General features: G+C 67.5%; 14 protein-coding genes. 4 read left to right on the forward strand and 10 right to left on the reverse strand.

The window, feature by feature from the left end; translation table 11 throughout:
• The first annotated feature begins 51 nt into the window (after positions 1 to 51).
• Positions 52 to 675 (forward strand): HAD family hydrolase, encoded by a 624-nt coding sequence (locus AC1DKD_RS11505; RefSeq protein ID WP_477143296.1) that lies wholly within the window; start codon positions 52 to 54, stop codon positions 673 to 675.
• Between the two features lie 76 nt (positions 676 to 751).
• Complete coding sequence (locus AC1DKD_RS11510; protein ID WP_441628824.1) at positions 752 to 1,384, forward strand: CDP-alcohol phosphatidyltransferase family protein; 633 nt, start codon at positions 752 to 754, stop codon at positions 1,382 to 1,384.
• Positions 1,385 to 1,435: 51 nt separating this feature from the next.
• Here AC1DKD_RS11510 and AC1DKD_RS11515 read toward each other — a convergent pair whose 3' ends face one another.
• From AC1DKD_RS11515 to AC1DKD_RS11560, 10 genes are all read right to left on the reverse strand, one after another.
• Complete coding sequence (locus AC1DKD_RS11515) at positions 1,436 to 3,622, reverse strand: phosphocholine-specific phospholipase C (RefSeq protein WP_477143297.1); 2,187 nt, start codon at positions 3,620 to 3,622, stop codon at positions 1,436 to 1,438.
• A 140-nt stretch (positions 3,623 to 3,762) separates the two neighbouring features.
• The gene (locus AC1DKD_RS11520; RefSeq protein ID WP_477143298.1) at positions 3,763 to 5,214 is read right to left on the reverse strand and encodes an aldehyde dehydrogenase family protein; all 1,452 of its coding nucleotides are present in this window, start codon (positions 5,212 to 5,214) and stop codon (positions 3,763 to 3,765) included.
• A gap of 200 nt (positions 5,215 to 5,414) precedes the next feature.
• Positions 5,415 to 7,238 carry an ATP-binding response regulator gene (locus AC1DKD_RS11525; protein ID WP_441628830.1) on the reverse strand — a complete coding sequence of 608 codons (1,824 nt, stop codon included), beginning with the start codon at positions 7,236 to 7,238 and terminating at the stop codon, positions 5,415 to 5,417.
• A 3-nt stretch (positions 7,239 to 7,241) separates the two neighbouring features.
• Positions 7,242 to 7,907, reverse strand: coding sequence for a response regulator transcription factor (locus AC1DKD_RS11530; protein ID WP_441628832.1), 666 nt, complete (start codon positions 7,905 to 7,907; stop codon positions 7,242 to 7,244).
• A gap of 401 nt (positions 7,908 to 8,308) precedes the next feature.
• Positions 8,309 to 9,199, reverse strand: coding sequence for a phosphodiesterase (locus AC1DKD_RS11535; protein ID WP_441628834.1), 891 nt, complete (start codon positions 9,197 to 9,199; stop codon positions 8,309 to 8,311).
• Positions 9,196 to 10,263 carry an ABC transporter ATP-binding protein gene (locus tag AC1DKD_RS11540; protein ID WP_441628836.1) on the reverse strand — a complete coding sequence of 356 codons (1,068 nt, stop codon included), beginning with the start codon at positions 10,261 to 10,263 and terminating at the stop codon, positions 9,196 to 9,198. Before AC1DKD_RS11540 ends, AC1DKD_RS11535 begins: the two co-directional genes overlap by 4 nt.
• Complete coding sequence (locus tag AC1DKD_RS11545) at positions 10,256 to 11,140, reverse strand: ABC transporter permease (protein WP_441628838.1); 885 nt, start codon at positions 11,138 to 11,140, stop codon at positions 10,256 to 10,258. The genes AC1DKD_RS11540 and AC1DKD_RS11545 overlap by 8 nt, the downstream gene beginning before the upstream one ends.
• A gap of 8 nt (positions 11,141 to 11,148) precedes the next feature.
• A complete protein-coding gene (locus AC1DKD_RS11550; RefSeq protein WP_441628840.1) occupies positions 11,149 to 11,967 on the reverse strand; it encodes an ABC transporter permease in 819 nt (272 codons plus the stop codon).
• 486 nt (positions 11,968 to 12,453) lie between these two features.
• Entirely contained in the window at positions 12,454 to 13,476 is a 1,023-nt protein-coding gene (locus tag AC1DKD_RS11555; RefSeq protein WP_441629728.1) for an ABC transporter substrate-binding protein, read from the reverse strand.
• A 53-nt stretch (positions 13,477 to 13,529) separates the two neighbouring features.
• Positions 13,530 to 14,594 (reverse strand): substrate-binding domain-containing protein, encoded by a 1,065-nt coding sequence (locus tag AC1DKD_RS11560; RefSeq protein WP_441629729.1) that lies wholly within the window; start codon positions 14,592 to 14,594, stop codon positions 13,530 to 13,532.
• A 515-nt stretch (positions 14,595 to 15,109) separates the two neighbouring features.
• Here AC1DKD_RS11560 and AC1DKD_RS11565 point away from each other — a divergent pair.
• Complete coding sequence (locus AC1DKD_RS11565; protein ID WP_441629785.1) at positions 15,110 to 15,775, forward strand: fumarylacetoacetate hydrolase family protein; 666 nt, start codon at positions 15,110 to 15,112, stop codon at positions 15,773 to 15,775.
• Positions 15,772 to 16,296, forward strand: a 525-nt coding sequence (locus AC1DKD_RS11570) for a fumarylacetoacetate hydrolase family protein (RefSeq protein WP_477143299.1), incomplete at its 3' end; no start/stop codon positions are given. The genes AC1DKD_RS11565 and AC1DKD_RS11570, both read left to right, overlap by 4 nt.

Here is a 16,296-nt window from a genome sequence, read left to right on the forward strand (position 1 = left end):
GCAGACTCTGCGAGAATGCTGTCTTGTCTTCAACCGAGCCAACGAGATACCGTGACCGTCCGTGCCGTAGTGTTCGATTTTGGTGGCGTGCTGTTCGACTGGAGCCCGGAGTACCTCTATCGCGAGTTGATCCCGGACCCGCAAGAGCGCGCCCGCTTCCTGTCGGAAGTCTGCTCGCCCGCCTGGAATATCCGCCAGGACGCGGGCAGGCCGCTGCGCGAGGCCACCGAGTCGCTGGTGGCCGAGCATCCGGCGCAGGCCGGCCTGATCCGCGCCTTCTATGACCGCTGGCCGCAGATGCTGCGCGGGCCGCTGGCCGACGGCGTGGCGTTGCTGCGGCGCCTGCACGTCGCGCGGGTGCCGCTGTTCGGCCTGACCAACTGGTCCAGCGAGACCTATCCGCACGCCTTGCGCAGTGGCGATTTCCTGTCATTGTTCCGCGATATCCTGGTGTCCGGCGAGGTTGGCATCGCCAAGCCCGACCCGGCCATCTACCGGTTGATGGAGGCGCGCATCGGTGCGCACATRCCGGGAATCGCGGCGCGGGAGCTGCTGTTCATCGATGACAGCGCCGCCAATGTGGCGGCGGCACGGTCCCTGGGCTGGCAGGCCGTGCATCACGTCGGCGCAGGTGAAACCGCCAGCGCGTTGCGCGACGCGGGATTGCGTTTCTAGTCACGCCGCCGCCTGGTTCGTTTCTTGTTGGCGAGCCGGGAGTTTTCATGCGCCAGAGGATTCAGGAGTTCGCCCCATGGCATCCACACCAGAACGTCCCAAGCATTTTTCCATGGTCCGCGAGCTGCATCTCGCCGACCTGTTCACACTCGGCAACGCGGCCTGCGGCATGGCATCGGTGTTCTTCGCCATGTTCTACGTCGCCACGCAGTCGTCCGCCCATTTCATGGCGGCGGCAGCGCTGGCGCCGGCGGCCTTTATCTTCGACGTGCTCGACGGCCGCATCGCGCGCTGGCGGCACCAGCACTCCGCGCTGGGCCGCGAGCTGGATTCGCTCGCGGACATCATCTCGTTCGGGGTCGGCCCGGCAACGCTGGCGTTTGCCGCCGGCATGCGCGGTGGCTGGGACATGGCGGCGCTGGTGTATTTCGTCTGCTGCGGCGTGAGCCGCCTGGCACGTTTCAACGTGACCGCCGAGATCTTGTCCGAGGGCAGCGACAAGGTGGCGTACTTCGAGGGCACGCCAATTCCCACCAGCGTACTGCTGACCGGCGTGCTGGCCTTCTGCGCATGGCAGGGCCGGGTGGGCGATGCGCTCTACGGCGGCGTGTGGGCCATCGGGCCGGCGGACCTGCATCCGCTCGCGCTGCTGTTCGTGCTGTCTGGCTCGCTGATGATCAGCAAGACCTTGCGCATCCCGAAGATCTAGGGGCTGCACGGAGTTTGGCCGGCACGAATTTGCAAGACTGGGGAAAGCGCTTCACGCAGGCGCCGAGGATCCCGCCGGCTGCCATTGCTCCCCGATGGCACGGCCACTCATGGCGGGGTCGCTCACCGAGGGCGCGCCGGTTTCCATGCGCCCGGCACAGCGCCGCGCGTAGCCGGGCAGGGCGGCTACGGTCACGGTGAAGTCGTACCAGCCGCCCGATGCGTCCACTGGCCATGCCAGGGTGCTTCTGGTGCGGGCTGCCACGGTAGTGCTGCGGGCCGCGCCGCTAACGTAGGCGTTGGCAGCCAGCATGAACGTGCAGGGCTGGTCCGCATCGTTGCGCAAGGTGATGCGCAGGCTTTGCGCGGAGATGTCGTAGACGATCCCGATCTCCGGTGCGGGCACTGCGCCCGCGGTCCCGGTGAAATGCCGGTGCCAGCCGTTGGGGCCGAGCACCCACAGGTCATAGCGGCCGCCGTCGGCGCGCGTGTCCCAGTTGCCCGCCAGGCGCTTGCCGGCTTCGACCGTATAGCGGCGCGGCAGGCGCTCCAGGTGCAGCCGGTCGTAGACATGAAACACGGCCCCGGCCCGGCCGCTATTGGTAAAGCTCAGGTGCAGCGCGGCACTGCCGGCATCTGCCAGGGCCTGCGCGTGCAGCGCATAGGGGAGCGCCCGCGAGGGGCGCGTGCCGCCGGCTTGCACGGGCAACTCGGGTAGCGCGGGGATGACCGGTATGCGCGTGCCCTTCAGCGCCCGCGCTCGCGCCGCGCGTGGCGCGGTGGCTGGCAGCGACGCCACGGCGTCGGATTGGTCCGGCGCGGCGAAATCGAACAGCGAGGTGAGATCCCCGCAGACCGCGCGGCGCCACGGCGTGATATTGGGCTCGTGCACGCCGAAGCGGGCTTCGATGAAACGAATCACCGATGTGTGGTCGAACACCTCGGAGTTGACCCAGCCGCCCTTGCTCCACGGCGAGATGGCGATCATCGGCACGCGCATGCCGAGGCCGTACGGGCGATGCAGGTAGCGCGGCAGGTCGTCGGCTTCCACGCCGGTGATCAGCTCGTGGTATTCGCCGCGGGTGTCGGCGGTGGAGGCGCCGGCCAGCGTGGCCTGTGCCGGGTCCGCGTGCCACGCGAGGTACGACGGCACCGCCGGCGGCGGCATATGGTCGAAGAAGCCATCGYTCTCGTCGTACATCAGCAGCAGCACGGTCTTGCTCCAGACCGCCGGGTCGGCCGTCAGCGCGTCGAGCACGGCGGACACATAGGCCGCGCCCTGCGCCGGGCTGGACGGGGAGGGATGCTCGGAGCCCTGCCGCGTGGGGCAGATCCACGACACTTGCGGCAGGCGGCCTTCCAGCACGTCCTGGCGCAGCAGGTCCAGGTTGCGCGTGCCCAGTGCCTTGTCCCTGAGCGCGGCCTGCGCACCCGGCACGCCGCGATAGGCATCCCGGTAGGTCTTGAACCCGACGGTGGCATTGAGCGCGTAGTTGTCGGCCATGTCCTGGTAGATCTGCCAGCTGACGCCGGCGGCTTCGAGCCTTTCGGGATAGGTGGTCCAGGCATAGCCGCCATCGGGCTTGCCGCCGCCGAGCTTGTTGTAGGCGTTGCCGATGGCCGGGCCGTTGCCCTTGCCCAGCGGGTCGTTGGTGCCGCTCCACAGGAAGCAGCGGTTGGTATTGGTGCCGCCGAGAAACGATGCGTGGTAGGCATCCGCCACCGTAAAGGCATTGGCCAGCGCGTACTGGAAGGGCACGTCGCCCTCCTTGAAGTAGCCCATGGCGTGACGCTTCTTGAAGGTGGGCCATTGCTGCATGCAGCCTTGGCCCCAGGCGTCCTGCGTATTCGACCAGGTGTGCGGCGTGCCGGTGACGCGCATGAGTTCGAACACGTGCTCCGTATCGAGATGGAACGGCGCGAGCGTTGCGGGTGCGGCCGGGTCGCTCACGTCGCGCTGGTACCAGACAGTCTTGCCGGCGAGGCCCGGGCCGTCGGCCACCGGTATCGGGAAGCGGTCGGCAAAGCCACGCACGCCCCGCATTGCCCCGAAGTAATGGTCGAAGGCCCGGTCTTCCTGCATCAGCACCACGATGTGCTCGACGTCGCGCAGGCTGCCGGTGCGATGGTTGGCGGGAATGGCGAGCGCCTTGCGGACGGCGGGCGGCAAGAGGGAAAGCGCGCCCGCACCGGCAACGGTGCCGGCCGCCGCGCGCAGGAACTTGCGTCTGTCAGGCATGGAGGAGGGACGTAATGAACGGATCGTGTGGCGCGCAATGCCAAGAACAACACCGGCAAATCCGGCAATGCCGGCGCATCCGCGATCTTAACCCTCCTGGCGTCGGGCGGGGAGGCGCCGCCGTGCCTCCCCTCGTTCGCCTACTGCCGCAGCGACAACCAGATCGCCTTGGGCTCGGTGAAGTTGTCGATGGCGGCGTCTCCGTGTTCACGGCCCAGTCCGGAGTCGCCGGCGCCGCCCCAGGGCAGCCGTACGTCGGTGGGGCCATAGGTGTTGATCCACACGGTGCCGGCCTTCAGGTCTGCGGCTACCTGGTGCACCCGGCCGATGTCGGCGCTCCACACGCCCGCTGCCAGGCTGAATGCGGTGCCATTGGCGATGCGCACGGCGTCGGCTTCGTCCTCGAAGCGGATCACGCTGGCGACCGGGCCGAAGATCTCCTCCTGCGAGACGCGCATTTCGTGCTCGACGTTGGCGAACACGGTGGGCTGCACGAAATAGCCTTTGCCGCCCACGCGCTCGCCGCCAGTCACCGCGATGGCACCCTCGCGCTTGCCGATCTCCACGTAGTCCAGCACGGTCTTCATCTGCGCGGATGAGACCAGCGGTCCCATGGTGGTCTCCGGCGCGGCCGGATCGCCCACGCGGATCGAGGCGGCGCGGGCGGCGAGCTTCTCCACCACCTCGTCGTAGACCTCGCGCTGCGCCAGGATGCGCGAGCCGGCCGAGCACACCTGGCCGGCATTGAAGAAGATGCCGGAGGCGGCCGCGCGCACGGCGGCGTCCACGTTGGCATCGGCAAAGATCAGGTTGGCGGACTTGCCGCCCAGTTCCAGCGTGACGCGCTTGAAGTTGGCGGCGGCGCCCTGCATGATGCCGCGCCCCACGCCGGGCGAGCCGGTGAAGGTCACCTTGTCGATGCCGGGATGCGCCACCAGCGCATTGCCTACCACGCTGCCCTTGCCGGTGACGATATTGAGCACGCCGGGCGGCAGGCCGGCTTCCAGCGCCAGTTCGCCGACGCGCAGCGCGGTCAGCGGCGTGATCTCGGCGGGTTTGACAATGAGGGTGCAGCCGCAGGCCAGCGCCGGCGCGATTTTCCACATGCCGATCATCAGCGGGAAGTTCCACGGCACGATGGCGGCGACCACGCCGACCGGCTCGCGCACGGTGTAGGTCAGCGCGCCGGGGCGGGTCGGTACCACCTGGCCGTTGATCTTGTCGSMCCAGCCGGCGTAGTAGCGCACGGTRTCGATSRCSGCCGGCAYGTCCTGGCGCCGCACGSCGGCCAGCGGYTTGCCGGCATCCAGGCTCTCGAGCGCGATCAGTTCCTCCTGATGGGCTTCGAGTAGTTCGGCAAAGCGGTACAGGATGCGGCCGCGCTCGGCTGCGCGCAGGCCGTTCCAGACCTTGAGCGCGGCGCGCGCGGCGGTCACCGCCAAGTCCACGTCGGCGGCGCTGCCCTGGGCGACCAGGGCGATCGGCTGCTCCGTGGCAGGGTTGATATCGGTGGAATACTCTCCGGTGCCGGGTGGCAGGCGCTTGCCGTCGATCAGCAAGTCGTGTCTTGGCAGTTCGGGCTGCGTGCTCATGGTGGCTCCTCGCTAGGATCGGTGAAACCTGGCGGCACGTTGGCGAGAAAGCGATGCGGCTTGCTGATGGCGCCCGTGCCGACTGTCACGATGCAGTTTGGGTGGGCACTGGCTCTAAGTCCAATTAATAGGACGGATCAATTAATACGAAAATCGCATGAATGAGGGGGCGAGGGGCGCTGGCGAGCCGCTCAGGCCCCTCAGCGCCCGGCACGCGCCATGCGGTCCGCGCCATTGCCGGCGGCGGAGCGGGGGATATCCTGGCGCCAGCCCGCATCGCGCAGCAGGGCGGTCATGGCGGTATGCAACTGTTGCGCCACTACGGGCTTGTGCAGCAGTGCGGCGCCGCCGGCATGCACGCTGCGCAGGCGATCCGGGGCGGTATCGCCGGTAATGATGACGGTGGGCAGGGCGTGGCCCAGCCGCTCGCGGATCGCCATCATCGCTTCCTGGCCAGTGCGCTCGCCGCGCAGGCGGTAGTCCGCCAGCAACAGGTCGGGTCTGAAGGTGTCAAGCGCCGCCAGCGCTTCTTCCTCGGATTCCAGCGCCAGGCAAACGGCTTGCCAACTCTCCAGCAGCGCCCTCATGGCGATGCGGATCTCCTGGTCGTCGTCGATCACCAGCACGCGCAGCCCGCGCAGACCGGGCCTTTGGTGCAAGCTGGCGGCGGGTGTCTCGGCACGGTCTTCGGTCACGGGCAGGGCGAAGCGGAACACCGAGCCGCGGCCGGGCCGCGAATTCAGCAGGATCCGGGTAGACATGGTGCGGGCCAGTCCTTCCACGATGGCCAGGCCGAGCCCCAGGCCTTTGCGCTGGTCACGCTCCGGGTTGCCCAACTGGTGGAACTCCTTGAAGATGGCGCGATGCTGGGACGCGGGGATGCCGGCGCCGGTGTCCCAGACCTCGAGCACCATGCTCTTGCCCCGGCGGCGGCATGCCACCAGCACGCCGCCCTGGCTGGTGTAGCGGATGGCGTTGGCGATCAGGTTGCGCAGGATCAGCTCGACCAGCGTCGGATCTGCAAACACGGTGGCGGTGGTATCCCGGGTGCGGTAGAACAGGCCGCGCCCGTCGGCCTGCGGYGCAAACTCGTTCTCCAGCTTGTACAGCAACGGCTGCAGGAGGAACGCGCGCGGCCGGGCGGTGATCACGCCGGCGTCCACCTTGGAAAAATCCAGCAGCGTGTTGAGCATCTCGCGCGCGGCACAGGAGGCGGCCTCGATGTGCGTAAGCAACTGGCGCTGCTTGTCGGTGAGATCGGACCGGCCCAGCGTGACCACGAACAGGCCGAGCGCGTGCAGCGGTTGGCGCAGGTCATGGCTGGCCGAGGCCAGGAATACGGATTTGGCGCGGTTGGCTTCCTCTGCCTCGCGCTGTGCGTTTTCCGCGCGGGCGGTCTGCTCGCGCAATTGCGAGATCAGTTCCACGTTGGCAAAGCGCAGCGCGATGCCGTGGCGCGCCACGCGCGCGTAGTTGCGCGCGAAGATCATGAGCACAACGAGATAGAGCGGCGTGCCGAGGAACATGGCCAGATAGGCGGCATCGCCGGTGGCGATGAAGACCGCCCAGACCGGCACGATGGCCGGCACGAAGAAGCCCACGGCGACCGGCAGGCAGGCGGAGAACACCGCCAGCGCGGCCGCGCTCATGCCGGCGATCAGCGACAGGATGCAGATCACCGTCGCGGGCGACTTCACATCCATGTATAGCCATGCCGCCAGCCCCCAGAGCGCGCCGATCAGTGTCAGCAAGGCCGTCATGGCACGGGCGTAAAGACCCGCTTTGGCTTGGCTCGTGCGCTCGGGCAGCCTGCGCCGCCCAAAGTGCCCGGCGGCGCAGGCCAGGCCCATGGCGAGGGCCCACGGGAAGGCGCCGGGATGCCCGCCGCCCAGCGCCAGCCCGAGGGCCAGGATGAAGGCCGCCAGCGCACAGCCCAACATGGCGATGCCGAAGCTCTGGTCGATCAGTTCCATTTCCGCGGCCAGCAGGCGCGGTTCGTCGAAGCGGGGGATGAGCAAGGCCATGACCTACCTGCCTGTCTGCACCAGGCCGCGGCGCTGCGCCTCGAGCACCGCCTCCACCCGGCTGACTACGCCGAGGTGATCGAGAATGGCCGCCACGTGAACCCGGACGGTGTTCTCGGAGAGGCCCAGATGGTGGGCAATGATCTTGTTCGAGCGGCCCTGGCTGAGTTGCTCCAGCACTTCAAGCTGGCGCGGCGTGAGCGAGCTGGACTGGTATGCGATGCCGTTGGCCGTGCCGTTTGGCGTGCCGTCCGGATTGTCGTGGCTCTCGCCGGTCGGGTCCGGAATGAAGTAGGTGTCGCCCTGCTGGCAGGCGGCGATGGCTATCTCGATCTGGACGCTGTCCGCGGATTTCGGCAGGAAGCCGGCAATCTCCTTGCGTACCTCGGCCGGGATGGTCTCCAGCCCGGAGGTGCCGGAAACGATCAGGATGCGCGCAACGGGAAAATGGCGGCGCAACACCTTGACGCCTTCGATGCCGTTGAGGCCGGGCATCTGGATGTCGAGCAGGATGATATCCACGGTGGCGCCGCGATGCGTCTCCACCGCGCCCATGACGGAACCCGCCTCGATGATGCTTGCCACGCTTGGGCTGTCAGCCAGCACCAAGCGCAGGCCGGTGCGGAACAGTGTGTGGTCGTCGATCAGCAGCAGGTGGGCGTTGAGCATGGTAGGAAGTTGGACGGCGGCCGGCGCGCCGGCAGCGGCCGCTGGAACCACGGTAATGCGAAAGGAGCGCCGGTTCAAAGCGATCGTCAAGGGCGAATTGGACTAGATTATTGCAGTGTTGTCCATTTCCCCACTAAAGAGGGGATACGCAATGCAGAGCCCGGCTTGTGTTCCGGGGCGGCCGTGCCGCGCCGTGCGCGCCCACGCGGTTTCCGGGATGTGGCCGGAAGGCACACTGGGGACTGCCTGCGCGACGCATGGCGGCCTTCTAGTCCGGAAAGATTATTTCACTCGCGGCCGCGGGGTGTCACCATACGGACGTGGGCGATTTCCGCGACTTGCCCATACCACTTTATTACCCACATCCACCCGGCTGTGGGTTTTTTTTGTCCGGCCGCCGCTCAGTCGATCAGTTTGCCGGCGGCATCGAAGAAGGGGTGGTCGGCACCGAATGCGCCGATGACCGCCGCATGGCTCACCAGCCCATGCAAGGAATGCCACCAGTGCAGCAGGTAGCCGGGCGGCTCCATGCGAAAGCGCGAAGCGGCCTGCGGGTCGAGGTCCAGCGTGACCTGATGCGCGGGCCCCGGCGCCGTCATGGCCACCGTGCCGCCGAAGCGGCACGTGATGTGCCGGTGCAAATGGCCGCACAGCACACGCTCCACCTGCGGATGCCGGCGCACCACCGCCTCCAGCAGTCCGGCGCCGGCCAGGCCCTGCTGATCCATGTGGCCGATGCCGGTGTGGAAGGGCGGATGATGGAGCATCAACAGCGTGGGCCGGTCCGGCTCGGCCGCCAGCGTGGCTTCGAGCCATGGCAGCGCGGCGGGATCGACCCGGCCGCCAGGCTTGCCCGGCACCGTGCAGTCGAAGGCAACCAGGCGCAACGGGCCGGCTTCCACGCTGTAGTGGATGGGCGCATCGCCATCGCCGGCGGCGAACAGGTAATCGTGATCCGCGAAGACACGGCGCAAGGTAGCCCGGTGGTCATGGTTGCCCGGCAGCAGCCGTACCGGCATCGGCAGGCCTTGCAGGATGCCACGCAGGAAGCGGTATTCCGCCTCGGTGCCGAAGTCGACGAGATCCCCGGTGATGACGACCGAATCCGGCCGCTGTGGCGCGTCCAGCAACGTGTCGATGCAGCGCTGCAGCGCGCCGGCGGTGTCCACCATGCGGTAGGACAGCTTGCCGCCGGCCTTGATGTGCAGGTCGGTGATGTGGGCGAGCAGGTAGGTGCCGGCCGGATCGCCGGGGTTGCCCGGATTGCCCGGAGTGCTGGTCAGGGAGTTCATGCTGCGAGCGCTTCGGAAAGCGTGATCAGGTGGCCGGTATCAAGGCGCAGGCCGACGCGGTCGCCCGCATGCCAGGCATCGCGCCGGGTGGTGTCGACGACCAGCGGCGCCGGTGCGCCAACGTCGACCAGCAAGCGCGTGTAGTTGCCCAGGAACAGCGCGGTGACGACCGAGCCGCCCAGGTGCGCCTCCTCGGCCCGGGCCAGCGCCACGTCCTCGGGGCGGAACAAGAGTTCGGCGCGGGCCGGCTGCGCGGCGCCCGCTGCGTTGTCCTGGCGCGGCACCAGACCACCCGGCACACGCCAGGCACCGGCTTCCGGCACCGCCGGCAAGCGGTTCATGGTGCCGATGAAATCCGCCACGAAGGCATTGGCCGGCGCCCGGTAGATCTGCTGCGGCGTGCCGGTCTGGGCAATGCGGCCGCGGTCCATCACGATGATGCGGTCRCCAAGCGCCATCGCCTCGGCCTGGTCGTGGGTGACATAGACGGCGGTGATATGCAGGCTGCGCAGCAACTGGTTGATGTCGGCGCGCAGCGCATCGCGCAGCTTGGCATCCAGCGCGGTCAGCGGTTCGTCGAGCAGCAGCACGCGCGGCTGTACCGCGATGGCGCGGGCCAGCGCCACGCGCTGGCGCTGGCCGCCGGAGAGCTGGTCGATGCGGCGCTCGGCGAAGGGCCCGAGCTGCATCATGGACAGCATCTCGTCCACCCGGCGGCGGCGCGCGGCGGGATCGGTCCGGCGCACGCGCAGGCCATAGGCAATGTTCTCCGCCACGGTCATGTTGGGAAACAGCGCATAGCTCTGGAACACCATGCCCACGCCGCGCTGCTCGATCGGCAGGGGCGTCACATCGCTATCGCCAAACATGACCACGCCGCCGGGATCGGGGAATTCCAGCCCGGCGATGATGCGCAGCGTGGTGGTCTTGCCGCAGCCGGAAGGACCAAGCAGGACCGCGGTTTCGCCGGCGCCGATGTCGAGGTCGAGGGGTTGCAGCGCCAGCGTACCGTCGGCGAAGGTCTTGCCGCAGTGGCGCAGGGTGATGGGGGTCGGTTCATGCATGGCGGGCCTCGGATGGGGAAAGCGGATCGGTGCCGGAGATCGCCCCGGCGCCGCCGCTGTCGGCAAGCGGCTGGTGCTTGCGGGCGCGCGCGCCGAGCGCGGAGAGGCCCTGCATCAGCACCAGCAGCGGAATGATCATGAAGAAGAACACGATGGTGTAGGCCGAGCCGATCTCCAGCCGCATCGATGCATAGCTATCGGCCAGACCCACGGGCAATGTCTGCGTGGTGGGCGTATGCAGCATCCAGGTCAGGTTGAACTCACCCACCGAGAGCGTTACCACCATCAGCGCTCCGGCCAGGATGCCCTGGCGGCAGTTGGGCAGCACCACCGTAAAGAAGCGCTGCAGCCGGCTCGCGCCCAGGCTGGCGGCGGCGTCTTCCAGCGTGCGGATATCGATGGCCGACATGATGGCCAGCACCGAGCGCACCATGAACGGCAGCGTGAACAGGACGTGGCCCACCAGGATGAATACCCAGCTGGTGCGGAACGCCTGCCAGCCGCCATAGAGCAGGATCAGGCCGAGGGCGGTAGCCAGGCCCGGCACTGCCACCGGCAGCATCAGCAGCTCTTCGATCAGGCGCGTGATGCGGCCGCGCCGCAGCGCCATGTAGTAGGCCGCCGGCACGCCCAGCACCAGCGTGCAGGCAAGGCAGGCCAGTGCGATGCCCAGCGACAGGAAGATGGTATTGCGGTAGAGCGACCATACCTCCGCCAGCCAGCGCGTGGTCAGGCCGCTGGCTATGCCAATGAAGATATTGTTGGTCAGGCCGGCCAGCACCGACATCACCACCGGGACCACCATGAAGAGGCAAACCAGGAGCGTGAGCGCGAGTTGCAGCCAGTAAGCGTTGCCGCGGCGGGAAGTCGTAGTCATGGCAATCCTCATGCGGTGGCGGCGACGGCGTCGCCCGAGAACCAGCGCGCCAGCGCCAGCAAGGCCCAGGTGACCGTGCCGAGCAGTACGGACAGGGCTGCGGCCATGCCGAAGTTGGCGTAGTTGGTGAACTCGTTGTAGATGGTGAGCGGCAGTACATCGAGCTGCGTCGCCAGCGTGAAGGCGGTGCCGAAAGCGCCCATGCTTGTGGCGAAGCAGATCGCGCCGCTGGAGATCATGGCGGGCATCAGGGCGGGCAGCATGACGTCGCGCACCACGCGCCAGCGGCCTGCGCCGAGCGAGCGCGCGGCTTCTTCCAGGGAGGCGTCGAGCTTGGCTACCGCGGCCATCACGGTCAGGATGACGCGGGGGATGGAGAAGTACAGGTAGCCGACGAACAGGCCGGTGAGGCCGTAGGCGAAGGTCCAGCGGTCGCCGGCTAGCCAGTCGCCTGCCATGGCCAGCAGGCCGTTGCGGCCGCCCAGCATGATGACCATGAAGCCGATGACTACGCCGGGGAAGGCTAGCGGGAAGGTCAGCATGGCTACCAGCAGCGCTTTGCCGGGGACGGCGTTGCGTTGGAGGAAGGTGCCGGTGATGCCGGCGATGATCAGGGTTGCCAGGGTTACGGTTGCCGAGAGCAGTACCGTTACCATCAGGCTGTGAAGATAGCGTTGGCTTGAGATTACGGTCCAGTAGACGCTTGCGCCTTTTTCTCCGGTGATGCTGATGGCCAGGAGTTTTGCCATTGGGAGGCAGAAGAAGGCGGTGAAGAGGATTAGGGCCGGGAGGGCGAAGAGGAGGAGGGGGGGGCTTTGTTTGGGCATGGTTGGGGATGCTCCCGGGGTTTGAAAATCAACTTCAACTTCCAAGGCTTAAAACCTTAAAGTCAAAGGCGGTTTCACCCCCCTGCGGGGGGCGACCTACTTTCTTGTCTTGCCAAGAAAGTAGGCAAAGAAGGCGCGCCGGATGGGGCGACACCCCCTCGGGATCCGRCGAAAAGAGCGGCCGGGRCCCAAACTCGCATCGCCTTAAGGCGATACTCAAACATGGGTCCCTCTTTTCCGCTCTTTTCGCCGGATCCCGAGGCGCCCCATACGGCCTGGTACACCTTGACGGCTCGCTTCGCATCGCGYTGRGGTGTGGACCGCCCTTGGGGGCGCTCCACACGGCTACACCCTGCGAGGTTTGAATCGACTTGCTCCCCTCTCCCGCTTGCGGGAGAGGGCGGGCGCAGGCAAAGCGATGGCGATGCAACCAACTCAGCCTGCCTCATCAAGCATCGTAGGGCCATCGCGCGAGCAGCCATCCGCTCATCGGACCTCCTTCAAATACTGGTCGCTAAACCCTTTCTGCGCTTCCGCCATCTTGCCGAAATCCACGGGCTTGGCGCGCGCATAGTCCGCCGCGGGCAGGAACCTGGCTTGCACTTCGCTGGGTATCGCGGCGCTGCGCACCGGCCGCAGATAGGCGTTGGCCCATAGCGCCTGTCCGGCATCGGACAGGACGAAATCAAGCACCTTCTTGCCTTCGGCTTCGTGCGGGGCCTTGTTCACCAGGCTCATCACGTAGGGCACCACTACCGTGCCTTCCTTGGGGATCACGAAGGCCACGTTGGATTTGTCCTTGTAGCGTGCGCGATAGGCATTGAAGTCGTAATCGAGCAGGATCGGGATCTCGCCGGAGAGCACGCGGGCATAGGCGGTCTGCTTGGGCACGATGGGCTGGTTCTTCTGCAGGTCGCGGAAGTATTTGAAGGCGGGGCCGAAGTTGTCCATCGAGCCGCCCAGGGCCTGGTTGATGGCGACGGCGCCGACGTAGCCGACGAAGGCGCTGGCGGGGTCGAGGTAGCCGATCAGGCCTTTGTATTCGGGTTTGAGCAGGTCGGCCCAGGATTGCGGCACGGGCTTGCCGCGCAGGGCGTCGACGTTGACCATGAAGCCGAGCGTGCCCGAGTGGATGGCGAACCAGTTGCCTTGCGGGTCTTTCAGGCCGTCGGGGATGTCGTTCCAGTGGGCCGGCTTGTAGGCGGCGGTGACGCCGTCTTTCTTGGCCTGGATGCCAAAGGTCACGCCGTAATAGACCACGTCGGCGACCGGGCTGCCTTTCTCCGCGACGAGTTGCGCGAGCGACTGGCCGGAGTTCTTGTTGTCGTGCGGCACCGTGACGCCGGTCTTTTCCTTGATGGCGCGGATCTGCGAGGCCCAGTCGGCCCATTCGGGCGGGCAGTTGTAGCAGATCGCGGTTTGCGCTGCCACGCCCTGGCTGAAGGCGGCGGCGCCGAGTGCGATGGCGATCCAGCGTAGCGGCTTGGGCCAGGTACGGCTTGCTTGCATGGTGAACTCCTTGAGTAGCGGACTGGGGCTGGGAAAAGCGGGTGGAAGACGGTTCATGCCGGCGCGGCGACGGTGCCGCCCAGGCGCAGGGTGTGTGGCAACAGGGTGATGCGTCCGGGCCTGGCGCCGTCCTGCTTGCCGGTGCCGGACGGCGCGAAGCGCGCAAGCAGACGCGCGACGGCGCGCTCGCCGATTTCGGTATTGGGTTGGACCACCGATGCCAGTGCCGGCTCCACCAGCGCGCCGAGCGCAATGCCGTCGTAGCCGAGCACGGAGATGTCGCGCGGCACGCGCAGGCCGAGCCGTTTCAGGTCCGAGATCACGCCGATCGCGAGCAGGTCATTGGTGCAGAAGAAGGCGGTCGGCGCGTCCGGCCCCACGGCCAGCGCGCGGATCTGTTCGGCGTTGCTGGCCGTGTGGGTGGGCAGGCATGCCGGTGGCGCGGGTTCCAGGCCGTGCGCCCGCATGGCGTCGCGGTAGCCGTCGAAGCGCTGGCGGGCACGGTCGGATGCGATGAAGGCGCCGGATACCACGCGGATGCGGCGGTGCCCGGCGGCGATCAGCGCTTCCACGCCTTCGCGGGCGCTGGCGCGGTTGTCTACCGAGACGGAATGGCGCTGGCTGCGGGCGGCAGCCTGGTTGTAGGTCAGCACGTAGGGCACACCTTCCGCGTCGAGCTGGTCGAGCACGGCGCTGCGGGCGGCATCGGCCACGGTCAGCACCATGCCGTCCACGCGGTGGCGCAGCAGGTATTCGATGCGTTCGCGCTCGCGCGCCGGGTCGTAGGCGCTGGTCACCAGCATCAGCGAGTAGCCGGCGGCCAGCGCTGCGTCTTCGATACCGCGCCAGCATTCGGCGAACACGGCGTTCTCCAGTGTCGGCAGCATCACGCCAATCATGCGGCTTTGCTGCGCGCGCAGTTTGCTGCCAAGCAGGTTGGGGCGGAAGCTGAGTTTCCGCGCTGCGTCCAGCACGCGCTGCACCGTGCCTTCGCGCACCAGCGCCGGGCTGTTGAACGCGCGGGACGCGGTGGCCAGCGAGACGCCGGCCGTCTGCGCCACGTCAGCCAGGGTGGCGGCGTCGGGCAGGGTGGGCGATCGGTCCTGGTTGCGCTTCACGTGTGTCGTTCCGGTCTCGGTTAGCGAAGAAGGCATGGCGGCAGAAATGAAAACGTTTTCATTCAAGCTGCAAAAAAATCGGGTAGCAAGCTCTTTTGCTGCTGCGGCGCATTAGTAAATTTGCGCTGCAGCAAGGCCTGACCCGGTACAGGGCGAATTCTGGCGATGCTGCATGACAGCACGATGACAGGCCCGCGTCCACGCTCCCGGAGCCGGGTAGCCTGAACCTGCCAGCGGCCGCAGAATGTGCGAGAAGCCGGACGGCACAAAGCACTTGAAACTCCCGCGCAATCTTATTAACATGTTAAGTACAGGCGGCGCCAACGGGCGATCCGCCACGACGATCCGCAAGCCGGGCAATGCAATGGCCGGGCGCAGAGCGGGCGCAACCAGACAGGAGCACGATGCGACAAGCCAGAATCGCTGCCGGCGGCCGGCCGGTGCGGGCAATGCCGGTGGACGAAGCCACCTTGCTGCCGTGGGACGGGGCGCGCGCCCTGCGTGAAGACGAGTTCATGTGGCAGCCCGCCATCACCGGCACGGTCTACGGCACGCTGCTGAATTTCAAGGGCGCGCTCGCGGCCCTGGGCGACAGCGTCAACGCTGCGCCGTACCAGGCGCCTCCGGCCGGACCCATCCTCTACATCAAGCCCGCCAATACACTGGCCGCCCACGGCAGCGACGTAGCGCTGCCGCCGGGGCAGGACACGCTGGAGATCGGCGCCGCGCTGGGCATCGTGATCGGCTGCCGCGCCACGCGCGTCGATGCGGCGCGGGCCGCGGACTATATCGCCGGCTACACGGTGGTGTCGGACGTCAGCGTGCCGCATGCCAGCTACTACCGCCCGGCGGTGCGCCACAAGTGCCGCGACGGCTATTGCCCGATCGGCCCGTGGGTGACCGCGCGCGAGCAAGCGGGGAACCCCGATACGCTCATGATGGTAGTGCGCATCAACGGCGAGGAACGCCAGCGCAATCACACCGGCAACCTGCTGCGCCCGGTGGCGCAATTGCTGGCCGATGTCACCGCCTTCATGTCGCTCGAAGCCGGCGATGTGCTGCTGGCGGGCGTGCCGGAAGGCGCGCCGCTGGCGCGTGCCGGCGACACCGTGGAGATCGAGATCGAAGGCGTAGGGTGCCTGCGGCACAGGGTCGTGGCAGCCATTGGGGAGACCGCATGAGAACCGCACGCGTGGCCTTCGATGGCCTGATCCATAGCGCGCAACCGGTGGGCGAGGGCGCACTGCGCCTCGACGATGGCCGTGTGGTCAGCGAGGACGCGGTGACGTGGCTGCCTCCGCTGGCGCCGCGCACCACGTTCGCGCTCGGCCTGAACTATGCCGACCATGCACGCGAACTCGCCTTCAAGGCGCCGGAAGAACCGCTGGTCTTCCTCAAGGGGCCGGGCGCGTTCATCGGCCACCGCGCCCACACCATCCGGCCCGAAGGCGTGAAGTACATGCACTACGAGTGCGAGCTGGCGGTGGTGATCGGCAGCACCGCACGCGGCGTCAAGGCGGCGCAAGCCTACGACTACGTGCGCGGCTACACAGTGGCGAATGACTACGCCATCCGCGACTACCTGGAAAACTACTACCGCCCCAACCTGCGGGTGAAGAACCGCGACACCTGCACCCCGCTCGGACCCTGGCTGGTCGATCGCGACGACGTGCCGGACCCGATGTACCTGGCGTTGCGCACC

It is taken from the genome of Cupriavidus sp. 05T313 (assembly GCF_056396665.1).

Bases quoted from the DNA above. Each gene is read 5' to 3' on its own strand.
- AC1DKD_RS11510 (WP_441628824.1), top strand. From the start codon at position 752: ATGGCATCCACACCAGAACGTCCCAAGCATTTTTCCATGGTCCGCGAG.
- AC1DKD_RS11530 (WP_441628832.1), bottom strand. From the start codon at position 7,907: ATGCTCAACGCCCACCTGCTGCTGATCGACGACCACACACTGTTCCGC.
- AC1DKD_RS11535 (WP_441628834.1), bottom strand. From the start codon at position 9,199: ATGAACTCCCTGACCAGCACTCCGGGCAATCCGGGCAACCCCGGCGAT.
- AC1DKD_RS11545 (WP_441628838.1), bottom strand. From the start codon at position 11,140: ATGACTACGACTTCCCGCCGCGGCAACGCTTACTGGCTGCAACTCGCG.
- AC1DKD_RS11550 (WP_441628840.1), bottom strand. From the start codon at position 11,967: ATGCCCAAACAAAGCCCCCCCCTCCTCCTCTTCGCCCTCCCGGCCCTA.
- AC1DKD_RS11555 (WP_441629728.1), bottom strand. From the start codon at position 13,476: ATGCAAGCAAGCCGTACCTGGCCCAAGCCGCTACGCTGGATCGCCATC.
- AC1DKD_RS11565 (WP_441629785.1), top strand. From the start codon at position 15,110: ATGTGGCAGCCCGCCATCACCGGCACGGTCTACGGCACGCTGCTGAAT.